Below are 14843 nucleotides of genomic sequence, written 5' to 3'. Positions count from 1 at the left end.
TGCTTGATTATTGCCGGCCATGGCCGCAGTTTCGTTTCGAAAGGGAGTTCCCCCTGTTCAAGAGCGGACCTTGCAGGTCCCACAGCCGAGGCCAGATGTGATGAGCGTGATCGATCTTCGTAGTGACACCGTGACCCAGCCGACCCCTGGCATGCTCGATGCCATGGCCAGTGCGCCCACCGGGGATGATGTGTACGGCGAAGATCCGACAGTCAATCGGTTGGAAGGTGAATTGGCGCGGCGCCTGGGTTTTGCTGCGGCGCTGTTCGTGCCCTCGGGCACCATGAGCAACCTGCTGGCCTTGATGGCTCACTGTGAGCGGGGCGACGAGTACATCGTCGGGCAACAGGCCCATACCTATAAATATGAAGGCGGGGGCGCGGCGGTACTCGGCTCTATCCAGCCCCAGCCACTGGAATTGCAGGCTGACGGCTCGCTGGACCTTGTCCAGGTGGCTGCGGCCATCAAGCCCGATGACTTTCATTTTGCCCGCACCCGCCTGCTGGCCCTGGAAAACACCATGCAGGGCAAGGTGCTGCCCTTGGCCTACCTGGCCGAGGCTCGGGCCTTTACCCGGGAACACGGGCTGGCCCTGCATCTGGATGGCGCGCGGTTGTACAACGCAGCGGTCAAGCTGGGGGTGGATGCACGGGTGATTGCCGAGCATTTCGATTCGGTGTCGGTGTGCCTATCCAAAGGTCTTGGTGCGCCGGTGGGCTCGGTGCTGTGTGGCTCGGTGGAACTGATCGCCAAGGCCCGGCGCCTGCGCAAGATGGTCGGTGGCGGCATGCGCCAGGCAGGCGGTTTGGCGGCAGCGGGGCTGTATGCCCTGGACCATCAGGTACAGCGTCTGGCCGACGACCACGCCCATGCACAATTGCTGGCCGATGGCCTGCGGCGGTTGGGCTACAGTGTCGAGCCGGTGCAGACCAACATGGTGTATGTAGAGATGGGGGATCGGGCCGAGGCGCTCAAGGCGTTCGCCGCCGAGCGCGGGATCAAGCTCAGTGCCGCATCACGGTTGCGTCTGGTCACTCATCTGGACGTCAGCGCCGGGCAAATCGAGCACGTGCTGAGCACTTTTGCCGAGTTTTCCCGTAACTGACAGTGTTCTCCGTCCAATTGACTGTTTGTATCGTACAAACACGCTGTACCTAGTGATTAACGCCGATATAATGCGGCCCTTTGCCGTCGTTTCGTCTGTTGACGTTGCGCACAGGCCTTTGGCCGCAGTCTCCGTGGAAGAACCTAATGAAAAGCGCAGAAATCCGTGAAGCCTTCCTCCGCTTCTTCGAAGAGCAAGGCCACACCCGTGTAGCCTCCAGCTCCTTGATCCCAGGCAACGACCCCACCCTGCTGTTCACCAACGCGGGGATGAACCAGTTCAAGGATTGCTTCCTGGGGCAGGAAAAGCGCGCCTATACCCGCGCTGTCAGCAGCCAGAAGTGCGTCCGCGCCGGCGGCAAGCACAACGACCTGGAAAACGTCGGTTACACCGCTCGTCACCACACCTTCTTCGAAATGCTGGGCAACTTCAGCTTCGGTGACTACTTCAAGCGTGATGCGATCACCTTCGCCTGGACCTTCCTGACCTCCGACAAGTGGCTCAACCTGCCCAAGGAAAAGCTCTGGGTCACGGTGTATGCCACTGACGACGAGGCCTACGACATCTGGACCAAGGAAGTCGGCGTACCCGCCGAGCGCATGGTGCGTATCGGCGACAACAAGGGTGCGCCTTACGCGTCCGACAACTTCTGGACCATGGGCGATACCGGCCCGTGCGGCCCTTGCACCGAGATTTTCTACGATCACGGCGCCGATATCTGGGGCGGCCCACCCGGCTCGCCGGAAGAGGACGGCGACCGTTACATCGAAATCTGGAACAACGTGTTCATGCAGTTCAACCGCACCGCCGATGGCGTGTTGCACCCGCTGCCCGCGCCGTCGGTGGACACCGGCATGGGCCTGGAGCGGATCAGCGCGGTGCTGCAGCACGTGCACTCGAACTATGAGATCGACCTGTTCCAGAGCTTGCTGGATGCGGCAGCCAAGGCCATCGGCTGCACCAACGATGCCCAGGCTTCGCTGAAAGTGGTGGCGGACCATATTCGTTCCTGCGGCTTCCTGATTGCCGACGGCGTACTGCCGTCCAACGAAGGCCGTGGCTATGTGCTGCGCCGGATCATTCGCCGCGCTTGCCGTCACGGCAACAAACTGGGCGCCAAGGGCAGCTTCTTCTATCAGATCGTTGCCGCCCTGGTTGCCGAGATGGGTGAAGCCTTCCCGGAGCTGAAGTCCCAGCAGGCGCACATCGAGCGTGTGCTCAAAGCCGAAGAAGAGCAGTTCGCCAAGACCCTGGAGCAGGGCTTGAAGATCCTCGAGCAGGACCTGGCCGAGCTCAAGGGCTCGGTGGTGCCGGGCGACGTGGTGTTCAAACTGTACGACACCTACGGTTTCCCGATGGACCTGACTGGCGATATCGCCCGCGAGCGCAACCTGACTCTCGACGAGGAAGGCTTCGAGCGCGAAATGGAAGCCCAGCGTGTGCGTGCCCGCTCCGCCAGTTCTTTCGGCATGGACTACAACAGCCTGGTCAAGGTCGACGTGGCCACCGAGTTCACCGGTTACCACGCCACCAGCGGTTCGGCGAAAGTGGTTGCTCTTTATAAGGAAGGGCAATCGGTCGACGTGCTGAGCGAAGGCGAAGAGGGTGTGGTGGTTCTTGACCAGACCCCGTTCTATGCCGAATCCGGCGGCCAGATCGGTGACTGCGGTTATCTTCAGGCTGGCAACGCGCGTTTCGACGTGCGCGACACCACCAAGACCGGCGGTGCCTTCCTGCACCATGGCGTGCTGGCCAAGGGTAGCCTGACTGTTGGTGCGCCGGTTGAAACCCAGGTCGACGCGCAAGTGCGCCACGCGACCTCGCTGAACCACTCGGCCACCCACTTGCTGCACGCTGCGCTGCGCCAGGTATTGGGCGAACACGTACAGCAGAAGGGCTCGCTGGTGGACAGCCAGCGCCTGCGTTTCGACTTCAGCCACTTCGAGGCGATCAAGCCCGAGCAGATCAAGGCGCTGGAAGACATCGTCAACGCCGAGATTCGCAAGAACACCCCGGTGGAAACCGAAGAAACTGATATCGATACCGCCAAGAAGAAGGGCGCCATGGCGCTGTTCGGCGAGAAGTACGGCGACAGCGTGCGCGTACTGAGCATGGGCGGCGACTTCTCGGTAGAACTGTGTGGCGGTATCCACGCCAACCGTACCGGCGATATCGGCTTGCTGAAAATCACCAGCGAAGGCGGTGTGGCTTCCGGCGTGCGTCGTATCGAGGCAGTGACTGGTGCTGCGGCCCTGGCGTACCTGAATGCGGCGGAAGAACAACTCAAGGAAGCGGCGACCCTGGTCAAGGGCAGCCGCGACAACCTGATCGACAAGCTGTCGGCAGTGCTGGAACGCAACCGCTTGCTGGAGAAGCAACTCGAGCAGTTGCAGGCCAAGGCTGCAAGCGCCGCGGGCGATGATCTGTCCGCTCAGGCAGCAGACGTCAAGGGCGTGAAAGTGCTGGCTGCGCGTCTCGACGGCCAGGACGGCAAGGCGCTGCTGGCGCTGGTGGATCAGTTGAAAAACAAACTCGGCCGCGCAGTGATCCTGCTCGGCAGTGTCCATGAGGAAAAGGTCGTACTGGTTGCCGGTGTAACCAAGGACCTGACTGGCCAACTCAAAGCCGGTGATTTGATGAAGCAAGCCGCTGCGGCAGTGGGCGGGAAGGGCGGTGGTCGTCCAGACATGGCGCAGGGCGGCGGTGTTGATGCCGCTGCACTGGATGCCGCGCTGGCCCTGACCGTGCCATTTGTCGAGCAGGGTATTTAAGGCGCCGAGCCGGGCCCGTCGTCTAGTGGCGGGTCCTTGCGCTGTGCAGTTTGATTGTTTAACGGGCGCCCCTTTACGGGCTGAGGCGGCTTAGAAAATGGCTTTGATCGTACAGAAATTTGGAGGCACCTCGGTCGGCTCTGTCGAGCGGATCGAGCAGGTCGCCGACAAGGTGAAGAAGTTCCGCGAAGCCGGCGATGACCTGGTGATTGTGCTGTCGGCGATGAGTGGCGAAACTAACCGCCTGATCGATCTGGCCAAGCAGATCAGTGGCGAAGCCAAACCGGTTCCCCGTGAGCTGGATGTGATCGTCTCCACCGGCGAGCAAGTGACTATCGCGTTGCTGGCCATGGCGTTGATCAAGCGCGGTGTTCCGGCGGTGTCCTATACCGGTAACCAGGTGCGCATCCTCACCGACAGCGCTCACAATAAAGCGCGAATCCTGCAGATTGATGATCAGAAGATTCGTGGCGATCTGAAAGCCGGTCGTGTGGTAGTGGTTGCTGGTTTCCAGGGTGTTGACGAGCACGGCAACATCACCACCCTGGGGCGTGGTGGTTCCGACACCACCGGTGTGGCGCTGGCGGCGGCTCTGAAGGCCGATGAGTGCCAGATCTATACCGATGTCGACGGCGTCTACACCACCGATCCGCGGGTTGTGCCCAAGGCTCAGCGCCTGGACAAGATCACCTTCGAAGAGATGCTGGAAATGGCCAGTCTCGGTTCCAAGGTGCTGCAGATCCGTGCGGTCGAGTTTGCTGGCAAGTACAACGTTCCGCTGCGCGTTCTGCACAGCTTTCAGGAGGGTCCGGGCACCCTCATTACTATTGATGAAGAGGAATCCATGGAACAGCCGATCATTTCCGGCATCGCTTTCAACCGCGATGAAGCCAAGCTGACTATCCGTGGCGTGCCAGACAATCCTGGCGTGGCCTTCAAGATCCTTGGCCCGATCAGCGCGGCGAACATTGAAGTCGACATGATCGTGCAGAACGTTTCGCACGATAACACCACCGACTTCACCTTCACCGTGCACCGCAATGACTACCTGGCGGCTCAGACCGTGCTGGAAAACACCGCACGTGAAATCGGTGCCCGCGAAGTGGTAGGCGACACAGACATTGCCAAGGTATCGATCGTTGGTGTCGGCATGCGCTCCCACGCGGGCGTTGCCAGCCGCATGTTCGAGGCCCTGGCTAAAGAGAGCATCAACATCCAGATGATCTCCACTTCTGAAATCAAGGTTTCGGTGGTGATCGAGGAGAAGTACCTGGAGTTGGCGGTACGTGCGCTGCACACCGCTTTCGAGCTCGACGCTCCGGCCCGACAGGGCGAGTGATGCGTGTTTGAAAGGGCGCGGTCTGACCGCGCCCTTTGTGTTTTTGATCGGCACGGGAGAAAACTGTTCTTTTGCCCGTGCTAGTCAATACTTAGGCGTGTAGGACTGCAGCCGACCCGGTTGTAGGCCAACACCCTTTTTTTTGCAGACTGTAGTCCCTGAAAATGTAATGCGTGAGGAGAAAGGTATGCTGATTCTGACTCGTCGGTGCGCAGAAAGCCTGATCATTGGTGATGGCGAGATCACTGTGACCGTGCTCGGCGTCAAAGGTAATCAAGTGCGTATTGGTGTCAACGCCCCCAAAGAAGTGGCGGTTCACCGTGAGGAAATTTACCTGCGGATTAAGAAAGAGAAGGACGAAGAACCAAGCCATTAATTTTTATCGTTTTTTTTGTTTGCAAACGGGGAGAAAGCTGGTTAATATACGCCCCGTGTTGCGGAGAGCTGGCCGAGTGGCCGAAGGCGCTCCCCTGCTAAGGGAGTACACCTCAAAAGGGTGTCGGGGGTTCGAATCCCCCGTTCTCCGCCATTATTTGCTTAGTACGTTGTAATCTGGCTTCTTCTGTAAGTTGTTGAAATTACTAGAAAAAGTGCTTTACAAAAAGATTTAACGGCGCTATAATGCGCGGCAACAAATGCACTCGTAGCTCAGCTGGATAGAGTACTCGGCTACGAACCGAGCGGTCACAGGTTCGAATCCTGTCGAGTGCACCATTTAAGAGTTAGTTACAGTTATGTAGTTAACTTGGCTTCAACCAGTTGTGGTCTGGTCTAAAAACACAAAATGCACTCGTAGCTCAGCTGGATAGAGTACTCGGCTACGAACCGAGCGGTCACAGGTTCGAATCCTGTCGAGTGCACCATACATCAGGAAGCCCGCATCGAAAGATGCGGGCTTTTTGCTTTCTGCCTTTTTTATCCTCCTTTATCTCTTTCGCTCTCCTGGGCTGGAACGGCTTTGCCCGGCGGAAGTCGAATGCAATGCCTGTGAGCCTGTCTCTCCGACTTTTTTCCTGTGCTGTGTGTTTTCTTTTTCTGTCGAAGCGTCGCAGTCTCATAGATTCGGACGTTGCTCAGCTTTATGCCGCAAGCGCTTGTTCTTGCCGCGATTTTTTAACGTTTAAAACCGTCAAGCGGTGTATGATTGCGCCCGTCAGCCCCGCCGGGGCTTGTGGAATACCTCCATGGACTTACCCAGTAGTTACTCAGTATCCCGTTTTAACAATCATGAACTGACTGATTGATCCTTCCGGCGTGCTCCTCTGCTGGGAGTGGAGTTCGCCTATGACCGAAGTAGAAGTAAAGAAAACGCAGGAAAGCCTGCAAGACCGCCTGGCTCAAGTCGTTGAGCTGCTGCAGCGCCAGCGAGTAGTTGAGGACCTGACGCACCGTCAGGAAGGCCATCATCATGATCGGGTCGAGAACCTGGTCCATCGGCAGAACCTCGTCGAGTTGCAACGCAAGCTCGATGATCTGCACTCTGCTGACGTCGCCTACATCCTTGAAGCCTTGCCTCTGGAAGAGCGTCTGACCGTCTGGCAGTTGGTCAAGGCCGAGCGTGACGGCGACATCCTCCTCGAAGTATCCGATTCCGTACGTGAAACCCTGATCGCCGACATGGACGATCACGAGCTCCTGGCTGCCGCCAAGGAGATGGACGCTGACGAACTTGCTGACCTGGCCCCCGAGCTGCCGCGAGACGTCGTCCATGAGCTGATGGAGGCTCTCGACGGCCAGCAGCGTGAGCGCGTTCGCTCCGCGCTGTCCTATGACGAGGAGCAGGTCGGTGCGCTGATGGACTTCGAGATGGTGACCATCCGCGAGGATGTCAGCCTGGAAGTGGTCCTGCGTTATCTGCGTCGCCTGAAAGAATTGCCAAGCCACACCGACAAACTGTTCGTGGTGGACTACGACGGCGTGCTCAAAGGGGTGCTGCCGATCAAGCGTCTGCTGGTCAATGACCCGGACAAGCAGGTCGCCGAGGTCATGGCCAGTGATCCGGTGAGTTTTCACCCGGATGAAGACGCCTACGACGCGGCTCAGGCGTTTGAGCGTTATGACCTGATTTCGGCCCCTGTGGTCGACAAGAACGACAAGTTGATCGGCCGTTTGACCATCGACGAAATGGTCGACCTGATTCGTGAGGAAAGTGAGACCGAAGTCCTCAACATGGCCGGTCTGCGGGAAGAGGAAGACATCTTCGCCTCGGTCTGGAAATCCCTGCGCAACCGTTGGGCCTGGCTGGCGATCAATCTGATTACCGCGTTTGTCGCGTCCCGGGTGATTGGCCTGTTCGAGGGCTCGATTGAAAAGCTGGTGGCGTTGGCGGCCCTGATGCCCATCGTTGCGGGTATCGGTGGCAACTCGGGTAATCAGACTATCACCATGATTGTCCGGGCAATGGCCCTGGACCAGGTGAGCACTGGCAACACCTCGCGCTTGATGCGTAAAGAGCTGGCAGTAGCCCTGATCAATGGCCTGGTCTGGGGTGGGGTGATCGGTGTCGTGGCGTACATGCTCTACGGGAGCTGGTCGCTGGGGGTGGTCATGACCGCTGCCATGACCTTGAACCTGCTGCTGGCGGCGCTGATGGGGGTTCTGATCCCCATGACCCTGGCGCGCCTGGGGCGTGATCCGGCGATGGGCGCTAGCGTGATGATCACCGCCATGACTGACAGTGGCGGCTTTTTCATCTTTCTCGGTCTGGCGACCATTTTCCTGCTTTGAGCCGTTCTTCCCTGCTGGTTACCGACGAAGCGCCTGAATGGCGCTTCGCTGCTTTTGGCGGGGCAAAAAAAGCCAGCGACTAGGCTGGCTTGAGCTTGCGAGATGCAATCAGGTGGCGTCTGCGGCCATTTCAGCGTCATGGGCGATCAGCGAAACCAAAGCGTTTTGCTGGCGATGTGAGAGTTGGCGGAAACGTTGAAGCAGTTCGCGCTCATGCAAGGACAGTTCAGGGCTGTCCAGGCGCATGCTCAGCTCTTCACCCAAGGCGCCTTCCTGAATAAGACTCTGTTCCAGGCGCGCGATGATTTCGGAGTTCATGCTGCGGTGATGATTGCGAGCCACCTCGGCAATGCGTTCACGCATCCCGTCGGGTAGACGTACGACGAACTTGTCAGCCGTACGGCTGGAATAAATTGCCTGTTTCAATGGGCGCATATATTTAACCGGTTAGTTCAGGGGGAGCGGTTCTCGGAATTGGCCGCGGGCTGTCTTTTAGGACAAGCCTGAATGCCAAATGTTCAACCTGAATTGTTAAGAGGCCCGCATCATGCCTCAAAATTGCCAGATCCTTGGCGTCAATTCTGTGACAAATATTGAACTGGATAAAGGCGTTATGCCAGCACCAATTATCAGAAATGCGGACTGGTTTGAAAAGTTCGTCGGGTCCGCGTTGCTGGCCGCATTCTCCCATCCTGCGGGAGTGTCAGTGCACCGACGAAGGTGCATGCTATGCGGGTGAAAGTGTAATCCCTACCTGTCAGAGGATAGTGGCAAATGGCCGATTTACTAGTTGTGCTCTGCGGAGCAGCCACCCATGCCGGGTAGGTTGATCTACTTGATGGGGCCTTCAGGGGCCGGCAAGGATAGCCTGATTGATGCGGCCCGGCAGCCTTTAAGTGCGTTGGGCTGTGAAGTGGCAAGAAGGGTGATCACGCGCTCTGCCGAGTCGGTGGGAGAGGAGGCGATTGAGGTCACCGCCGAGGAGTTCGCGAGACGAGTAGGCCGGGGGGATTTCGCTTTGTTCTGGCAGGCCAATGGCCTGGGTTATGGGATTCCTGTGGTGATCGATAGCTGGTTGGCGCAGGGGCGCAATGTCCTGGTCAACGGGTCCAGAGGCTATCTGACCAGGGCGCGAGCTCGGTATCCCGATCTGATTCCGATAGTTCTGACGGTTGATAACGAAGTATTACGCCGTCGCTTGCTGCGTCGGGCCAGGGAAAGCCTGCCGGAGATAGAAGAGCGCCTGCAGCGTAATGAACAGTTTGCCCATGCCGGCTGGCTGGATGAGGAGGGAGTGGTTCGCCTGGATAATTCTGCCGAATTACAGGTTACCTTGAGGCGCCTCTTAGGCATATTGCAAGAGCACGGTATCAGCGCAATACAGGGTCGAACTTGATCTTGCGGCCAGCCAGCAGTGCCAGCAGGAACAGGCCGAACAGTGAGCCGCTGATGATCAGTGGCGCGCTGCCCAGAGGTTCTTCAGGCAGGAACACAGCGGCAATGGCGCTGAGTAGCGTCAGAACAAGCAGGCTTTTGGCAGCGGTGGACATAAATGGCTCCTGTAGTCTCGGTCTCAAAATACCCAGCGTTCAGTGGGTGCGGCGGCTGGCTGTTGCGAGGCTTTTCCTTGGGTAACCCGGGTCACTGAGCCAGGCTCAATCTGGGTGTTCATGACTGCCAGCTGGGGTGCCAGGCGTTGCTGGTAATGGGCGAAGGATGAACCGCCAGGGGCAGCGTCATCTGCAGGTTGAAAGTGAAAGGCCGCCAATACGGCGATGGCAATCGCGTTCAAGAGCAACAGGGCGCTATTCATGGGCGGCATCTCCTCAGTGTTTATCCACTGATTAAGCAGCCTGCGTGCCAAGAGTTTACCTGGCGATAAAGTCTTTAAAAACAATATGTTGAGCTGATTTTTAAAGTCTCTTGAATTGCATTTTGCAATGATGGCTTTTTGCAGTGATGCAATTTGCACGACGCGGTATCGAAGCTGCGGTGCGAGCCTGATGCTTCCTGCAAAAAGCCCTATGGATCACATGACAAATGCAGCCTTGGCCGTTAACATGCACGCCGTCCTCCGCGCCGTGCCGCAATGGCGCTCGCTGTTTTGTCTCAGTAGCTCAATTGGATAGAGCATCCCCCTCCTAAGGGGAAGGTTGGCAGTTCGAACCTGCCCTGGGACACCATATAATTCGTATCTTTCTGGGCTGATCCCTGCGCGGTTGATCTGTTCTTGGACCCCGGAGCGAAAGAATAAAGAAAAGCCCCGCCGGGCGATCCTCCGGCGGGGCTTTTTTGATTTCTTCTATGCGAGGGGCACGTTAAATAACGCTCCCTTTTTCTTGTATTGGTGCCAGCCGGACCAGCGTGGGGCTACGTGCTTGTGCACAGGGCCACAGTGAGTGTTTTTGATGGCCTGCAAGGATTCACCTTGTTTTGCTGATCTGGCTGCTTGTCGCCAGGGCCAGAAATATCAATCCGCTACCGGACAGAGCGCCGGCAATCCCTTCCAGTCGACGCTTGCCCACACTCCGCTGCCGGGTGCCAGCAACTGGCTCAGCTTCGCTTCATTGAATGAAGTTCCCAGCGAATCGGCCCTGAATGCGGCTATCCATTGCTGGCGGCCCAGCATGAAGGCCTTGCCGAAGTCTTCCCAATCGTTGAAGCAGTCCTGGGCCCGCTGGGCGTTGAGCAGCATGATGCGCCACCCTGTTTCAGGTTCGAGCCAGCTCATCAACATGGCGCAACGGACAAAAAATGCGCTGCGCACGCAGGCGAAGGCCATGGCTGCTCGCGGGTCGTCACTGGGATTCAGGCTATGCAGGTCAATACGAAACCACTGGCGCTCCAGGGTGCCATTGAGATGGGCGCAGACTTCGTCGTCGGTGGCGTTGCTGCGAAAACCGATCTGGTGCAGCAACGAGGCCCGCAGGGTGCTTTTCGCCTGATCCATGAAGTGGGTGGTATCGGGGTCGTAGAAACCGGTCATTCCGGTGGCATCGACCATGGGTTGTGCCAGTGTCAGTGCCCAACGCTTGCGTGGTGTGAATACCACCAGGGATGTTCCCGACGGGCGGCGAAAGTGACGCCAGCCCAGCCAGGCGCCGAATAGCACGACAATTACCGTCATCATCTGCGTATTACCTGCTTCTGTTTTGCCATGTGCTGATTTCTTCGGCCAGGGATGGGGACATATCTGACCAGGGCACGCCTTCGGTCCGATACTGCGGGTCCTCGGCCTGACGTGGTGGCCAGGGGTTTTTCTTGAAGATGTGACGGGTGGCGTACTTGACGGTCGGCGCCTGGGGCGCGACCTCCAGCAGCAGGTCGGACTGGCGTGCCGCGACCAGCCACTCGACCATGGCCGAAGGGGCTTCCAGCCGTCGGAACAACTGTGGGTAACGGGCCACCAGACGGGTCTGGGTTTGAGGATCACTGACTTCTTCGATACGCAGCCAACCCGCCTCGGTACGCACTATGCCGATGGCAATGCAGTCGGCCGGGGTCTGTTGGTCGGTACCCAGGGTGTTGAGAAAGCGCAGCAGGTCGTGGAAATAACGTTCGACGGGCGGGCGGTTCTGCTTGCCTTTGACCTGCTCCACCGTCAGTGCATCGTCGTCCTGGATGATCAGGCTGACGGTGATGTGGGGTTGGCCTTGAGCATCGCGCAGGCTGAACACGCGCATGCTCTGCTGTTCCACCGCTTCGGCGTAACGCTCTCCGTAGCCGCCGGTCAGGGCCCGACGGTCGGCGAACTGCCCGAGGCAATGGCGCATCACGTAGCTTTCAAAAGCCATCTCGGCCCGCAACAGCGGGCTTTGCGGGCGCAGTTCGACCCAGGTGTGCTCGGCACAGGTAAGGGTCACGGTCAGGGCTTGGGCAGAGCTCTGGCGCCATCCCTGATCGACCCGGGCCGCCATTTGTGCATGCTCCCTTTCCCGCAATGCCAGCGCTTGCGGGCAAGTGATGCGATCCAGCTTGCCCTCAAGAGCCGTGCCTTTGCGTGAGGTCAGGAACTCCACCAGTTGGGCTTCCTGGTGCAGCAGCTGCGGCTCCTGCGGGTCGATCCAGACCAGGGGCGCCAGGGCTTTGGCGGGGTCTTCGGATTGCGCCTTGGCAGCGCGCTCGAAATAGCCGTTCACCCAGGCCGGCACCGAGTCGCTACCCAGGGCCGTACAGGCGTCATCCAGGGACTGGATGCGTCGTGCCGGTTCGAAGTTGCCTACCAGATGGCGATAGAAGTGGTTCAACAGCCAACCCTGCACTGCTTGCTCGTCCCTGCGCTGCTGGCTGCGCTGGGTGATACCGCGTTTCTGTTCATCGGCATTGAGCAGGTTGCGCGGGGCGTAGCTGGGGCTGCGCTTGTCGGCGCTTACTTCCATATCTGCCACCAGTTTTTCTTGCCAGCCGGTTGAGCCGGGGCTTGCAGCTCGCTCAGAATTTGCTCGATCCGGGCACGGCACCGGATGTCGTAGTCATCGTCCGGGGCACACAGGGCCAGGGTGCGTGCGCAGTAGTCAATGGCTTCGGCGGCGCGCCCCCGGGCCTTGAGGAAGTCCACCGAGGCGGACATGACCGAGACCTCGTTCAGGGACAGTACCGCCGGCTGGTAGCGCTGCCAGAGGCTGTCGGCGTTGTCCGGATGGGCATGGGCCAGGTAGCGTGCGACCTGGATCCGGGCAAACAGCGCCGAGCTGTCCAGTTGCTGATCGCTGACGCCTTGCTCTTCCTGCCACTTGAGCAGGCGTTCGAGCCAGATGAGGATCTCATTGTCGCGATCGAGCTTGTACAGGGCGTACGCCACCGAGGCTACGTATTCATCCGGGTTGTGGCGGCTGTAGCCGAACTCGGCCGAATAATGCCAAAGCTGTTCCGCAGCATCGATAATGCCGGGCAGATCCTCCAGGCTGATACGCGCACTGAGCAGCCCATTGTAGTGTTCGGCGAACGGGCTGGCGGCGATGCCCCGTGTATGCAGTTCGATGGCGTCTTCGTAGCGAATCGGGTTGTAGTAGCGGTAGTTGATCGCCAGGTTGTTGCAGAGCATGGAATACAGGTGCGCGCAGGCATCGTAGGGGTGGCCGCTGCCGCTGGCGAAATAGCGCTCCATATGGGCCTGGCCCTGCTCGTAGGCATCTCTCTGGGCTTCGCGCAGCAACGAATAGGCCTGGTCCCGGGCGTCCGGGGGCAGTTTGTCGGCTTCTGCTTCGGCCAGGTCTTCAATGCCCAGTGCGTAGTTGTAGGCGTGCTTGCCGCAGGACAGGACGGGCTTGGGCGCTTTGAGTGCCTCGATAATCCCTTGGCTGTTGATCCGAGCGGCAAACAGCGAAAACGCACTGCGGTTGTCTTGCATGCGGCCTGCCTGGATGGCGTTTTGCAGCAGGCTGGCTTCAGTGGCCGCATCGATCAGGCCGTGCTCAGCGTCGTGCACGGCTGCCAGGCGGGTGATCCAGGGGTGATCGGGCGCCCGACGCACCGCTTCTGCACGAGCTTCGGTATACAGCGCGTCGCCAGCTTGCAGGTCCTCCATGGCCAGGGAGAGGGCGGCCAGCAGTGGCGTGGCAGGCTTGCTGGTTTCGAGGCTGGGCAGCGCTTGCAGGAAGCTCTGCAGCACTTCCTCGGTGATACAGGCACGCATCACGCAAATCGGCCACCAGGCACTGTGCTCATCAGGGTCTTGCAGGCGATCGAGTACCAGGCGGGCGGTGGCAGGCCATAGCTCGGTTTGCCGGTCATAGACATCGATGAATGCGCGAAATCCGGCTTCGTCGATGCGGCCAGCTTCCATCAGCCAGGGCAATTCGTATTCGATGAAGTTGTTGCCTCCGTCGGAATCCAGGCTCAGGGCCGCGGCATTGCAGATCTTCAGGGCGCCGGCCAGGTCGCCCTGGGCGTGCAGGGCGCGGGCCGCCAAGCGTGCAGTGCGCACTTCCCATTCGCGGCGCTGGGGCTGGGAGCGGCCAGCGGTCAGTTGCGCGATGGGTTGCTCGAACAGTGCCAGGCGCAGCGGAATGATCTCGATCAGCGAGTTGCCCAACCACAGCCAGTCGCCTTCATCGATATCCTGGTCCGGGCCGGCGGTACGTACGGCGTTGACCGCCTCCAGGGCTGCACTGCGGGCCTCTTCATTGCGGTCGTGGTAGGCCAGGACTCGGGCGCGGCGCTGATACTGATCGGCGGCATCCCAGGCACGCAGGGCCGCGCGGGCAGGGTTGCCCAAGGTCAGGGCGTAGCGCACTTCGATGGTTTTCAGTGCTATTTCACAACTAGCGCGTTCCAGATCGTCGAAGATCCGATAGCGGCGGTAATGCTCGACATTGAAATCCAGGGTTTGCGTGGCCATCTGTTCGAGCTGTCCGAGCACTTCGATCAGGGTTGGCTCGTCATCGAGGTAGTTGGCGACCCGCAGGCGCAGGATAGCCAGGTTCATCATCAGCTCGGCGCGGGCCGGCTCTGGGGCGGCTTGTACAAGAGCGTCGCCATCCTGATCGATGACGGCCCGGGCTGCCGCTGAATTACCGGCCTGCATCCACAGGGTGTGCAGGCGATCGATGGACGCCAGGGAGTCGGCCTGCAGCGGTTGTGCCTGCAACTGAGCCAGCAGGGCATCGGTTTCCTGTTCTTGCTGTTGCGCCTCCAGGCGGTCCATGAACTGTTCCAGTTCAATGCCGGTTATCGCACTGCTGTTATGCGCCATCGTTAACTCCATTTGATAATGACCTGCGCATCACGTGATGCACTGCCTGGCAGACCGGCATTTCCTCGTCGTTGGTGCCGCCGTGGGGTGTCATGCCGATCCTTCGACACCCGGGTCGCAAGCCTGCGACGCTTGCGACTGATGGACCCTTTATTGCGCGGCAGACCCTCTGCGATGCAGGGGCATTTCCGGCCAGAAACGATCGAG

The 14843-nt window shown here is 59.3% G+C and carries 12 protein-coding genes and 4 tRNA genes; 10 read left to right on the top strand and 6 right to left on the bottom strand.

Translation table 11 applies throughout. The features are described from left to right. Positions 1-100 precede the first annotated feature (100 nt). The 8 genes from ltaE (at position 101) to mgtE (ending at position 7942) form a co-directional block, all read left to right on the top strand. The gene (gene ltaE, locus ABCR88_RS24755; protein WP_041120699.1) at positions 101-1105 is read left to right on the top strand and encodes a low-specificity L-threonine aldolase; all 1005 of its coding nucleotides are present in this window, start codon (positions 101-103) and stop codon (positions 1103-1105) included. Between the two features lie 146 nt (positions 1106-1251). After that, entirely contained in the window at positions 1252-3876 is a 2625-nt protein-coding gene (gene alaS / locus ABCR88_RS24750; protein ID WP_019093136.1) for an alanine--tRNA ligase, read from the top strand. Positions 3877-3973: 97 nt separating this feature from the next. Further along, positions 3974-5215 carry an aspartate kinase gene (locus tag ABCR88_RS24745; protein WP_011062761.1) on the top strand — a complete coding sequence of 414 codons (1242 nt, stop codon included), beginning with the start codon at positions 3974-3976 and terminating at the stop codon, positions 5213-5215. Positions 5216-5402: 187 nt separating this feature from the next. Continuing rightward, on the top strand, positions 5403-5591 hold the full coding sequence (gene csrA, locus ABCR88_RS24740; RefSeq protein ID WP_002554426.1) for a carbon storage regulator CsrA: 189 nt from the start codon (positions 5403-5405) through the stop codon (positions 5589-5591). A gap of 62 nt (positions 5592-5653) precedes the next feature. Beyond that, positions 5654-5744, top strand: a tRNA-Ser gene (locus tag ABCR88_RS24735). Between the two features lie 108 nt (positions 5745-5852). After that, positions 5853-5929: transfer RNA gene (locus ABCR88_RS24730), tRNA-Arg, on the top strand. 72 nt (positions 5930-6001) lie between these two features. Next, positions 6002-6078 (top strand) — tRNA-Arg (locus ABCR88_RS24725). Positions 6079-6499: 421 nt separating this feature from the next. Beyond that, on the top strand, positions 6500-7942 hold the full coding sequence (mgtE, locus tag ABCR88_RS24720) for a magnesium transporter (RefSeq protein ID WP_011062760.1): 1443 nt from the start codon (positions 6500-6502) through the stop codon (positions 7940-7942). A gap of 108 nt (positions 7943-8050) precedes the next feature. Here mgtE and ABCR88_RS24715 read toward each other — a convergent pair whose 3' ends face one another. After that, positions 8051-8377 carry an Arc family DNA-binding protein gene (locus ABCR88_RS24715; protein ID WP_003204761.1) on the bottom strand — a complete coding sequence of 109 codons (327 nt, stop codon included), beginning with the start codon at positions 8375-8377 and terminating at the stop codon, positions 8051-8053. Positions 8378-8756: 379 nt separating this feature from the next. On the opposite strand from ABCR88_RS24715, the gene phnN reads away from it, so the two are divergent. Next, positions 8757-9338, top strand: coding sequence for a phosphonate metabolism protein/1,5-bisphosphokinase (PRPP-forming) PhnN (phnN, locus tag ABCR88_RS24710; protein WP_041119534.1), 582 nt, complete (start codon positions 8757-8759; stop codon positions 9336-9338). Here phnN and ABCR88_RS24705 read toward each other — a convergent pair. Beyond that, positions 9313-9492: a PA3371 family protein gene (locus ABCR88_RS24705; protein ID WP_041119533.1), complete on the bottom strand. Its 180-nt coding sequence runs from the start codon at positions 9490-9492 to the stop codon at positions 9313-9315. The two genes, phnN and ABCR88_RS24705, sit on opposite strands and share 26 nt — an antisense overlap. Before the next feature lie 23 nt (positions 9493-9515). Beyond that, on the bottom strand, positions 9516-9914 hold the full coding sequence (locus tag ABCR88_RS24700; RefSeq protein WP_232512067.1) for a hypothetical protein: 399 nt from the start codon (positions 9912-9914) through the stop codon (positions 9516-9518). A gap of 134 nt (positions 9915-10048) precedes the next feature. On the opposite strand from ABCR88_RS24700, the gene ABCR88_RS24695 reads away from it, so the two are divergent. Beyond that, positions 10049-10125 (top strand) — tRNA-Arg (locus tag ABCR88_RS24695). Between the two features lie 287 nt (positions 10126-10412). Here ABCR88_RS24695 and ABCR88_RS24690 read toward each other — a convergent pair. From ABCR88_RS24690 to ABCR88_RS24680, 3 genes are read right to left on the bottom strand one after another with little or no spacing between them, the layout of a single operon-like run. Continuing rightward, positions 10413-11072: a DUF1266 domain-containing protein gene (locus ABCR88_RS24690; protein WP_041119529.1), complete on the bottom strand. Its 660-nt coding sequence runs from the start codon at positions 11070-11072 to the stop codon at positions 10413-10415. A 7-nt stretch (positions 11073-11079) separates the two neighbouring features. Then, the gene (locus ABCR88_RS24685) at positions 11080-12321 is read right to left on the bottom strand and encodes a hypothetical protein (RefSeq protein WP_350403644.1); all 1242 of its coding nucleotides are present in this window, start codon (positions 12319-12321) and stop codon (positions 11080-11082) included. Continuing rightward, the gene (locus ABCR88_RS24680) at positions 12312-14636 is read right to left on the bottom strand and encodes a hypothetical protein (RefSeq protein ID WP_015636671.1); all 2325 of its coding nucleotides are present in this window, start codon (positions 14634-14636) and stop codon (positions 12312-12314) included. The genes ABCR88_RS24685 and ABCR88_RS24680 overlap by 10 nt, the downstream gene beginning before the upstream one ends. Between the last annotated feature and the right edge of the window lie 207 nt (positions 14637-14843).

The sequence above is a fragment of the Pseudomonas sp. W17 genome (assembly GCF_040268305.1).
GTDB lineage: Bacteria > Pseudomonadota > Gammaproteobacteria > Pseudomonadales > Pseudomonadaceae > Aquipseudomonas > Aquipseudomonas protegens.
This window is presented reverse-complemented; position numbering and strand designations above follow the sequence as displayed.

Bases quoted from the DNA above. Each gene is read 5' to 3' on its own strand.
- phnN (WP_041119534.1), top strand. From the start codon at position 8,757: ATGCCGGGTAGGTTGATCTACTTGATGGGGCCTTCAGGGGCCGGCAAG.
- ABCR88_RS24690 (WP_041119529.1), bottom strand. From the start codon at position 11,072: ATGATGACGGTAATTGTCGTGCTATTCGGCGCCTGGCTGGGCTGGCGT.
- ABCR88_RS24705 (WP_041119533.1), bottom strand. From the start codon at position 9,492: ATGTCCACCGCTGCCAAAAGCCTGCTTGTTCTGACGCTACTCAGCGCC.
- alaS (WP_019093136.1), top strand. From the start codon at position 1,252: ATGAAAAGCGCAGAAATCCGTGAAGCCTTCCTCCGCTTCTTCGAAGAG.
- ABCR88_RS24680 (WP_015636671.1), bottom strand. From the start codon at position 14,636: ATGGCGCATAACAGCAGTGCGATAACCGGCATTGAACTGGAACAGTTC.
- csrA (WP_002554426.1), top strand. From the start codon at position 5,403: ATGCTGATTCTGACTCGTCGGTGCGCAGAAAGCCTGATCATTGGTGAT.
- ABCR88_RS24685 (WP_350403644.1), bottom strand. From the start codon at position 12,321: ATGGAAGTAAGCGCCGACAAGCGCAGCCCCAGCTACGCCCCGCGCAAC.
- mgtE (WP_011062760.1), top strand. From the start codon at position 6,500: ATGACCGAAGTAGAAGTAAAGAAAACGCAGGAAAGCCTGCAAGACCGC.
- ABCR88_RS24715 (WP_003204761.1), bottom strand. From the start codon at position 8,377: ATGCGCCCATTGAAACAGGCAATTTATTCCAGCCGTACGGCTGACAAG.
- ABCR88_RS24745 (WP_011062761.1), top strand. From the start codon at position 3,974: ATGGCTTTGATCGTACAGAAATTTGGAGGCACCTCGGTCGGCTCTGTC.
- ltaE (WP_041120699.1), top strand. From the start codon at position 101: ATGAGCGTGATCGATCTTCGTAGTGACACCGTGACCCAGCCGACCCCT.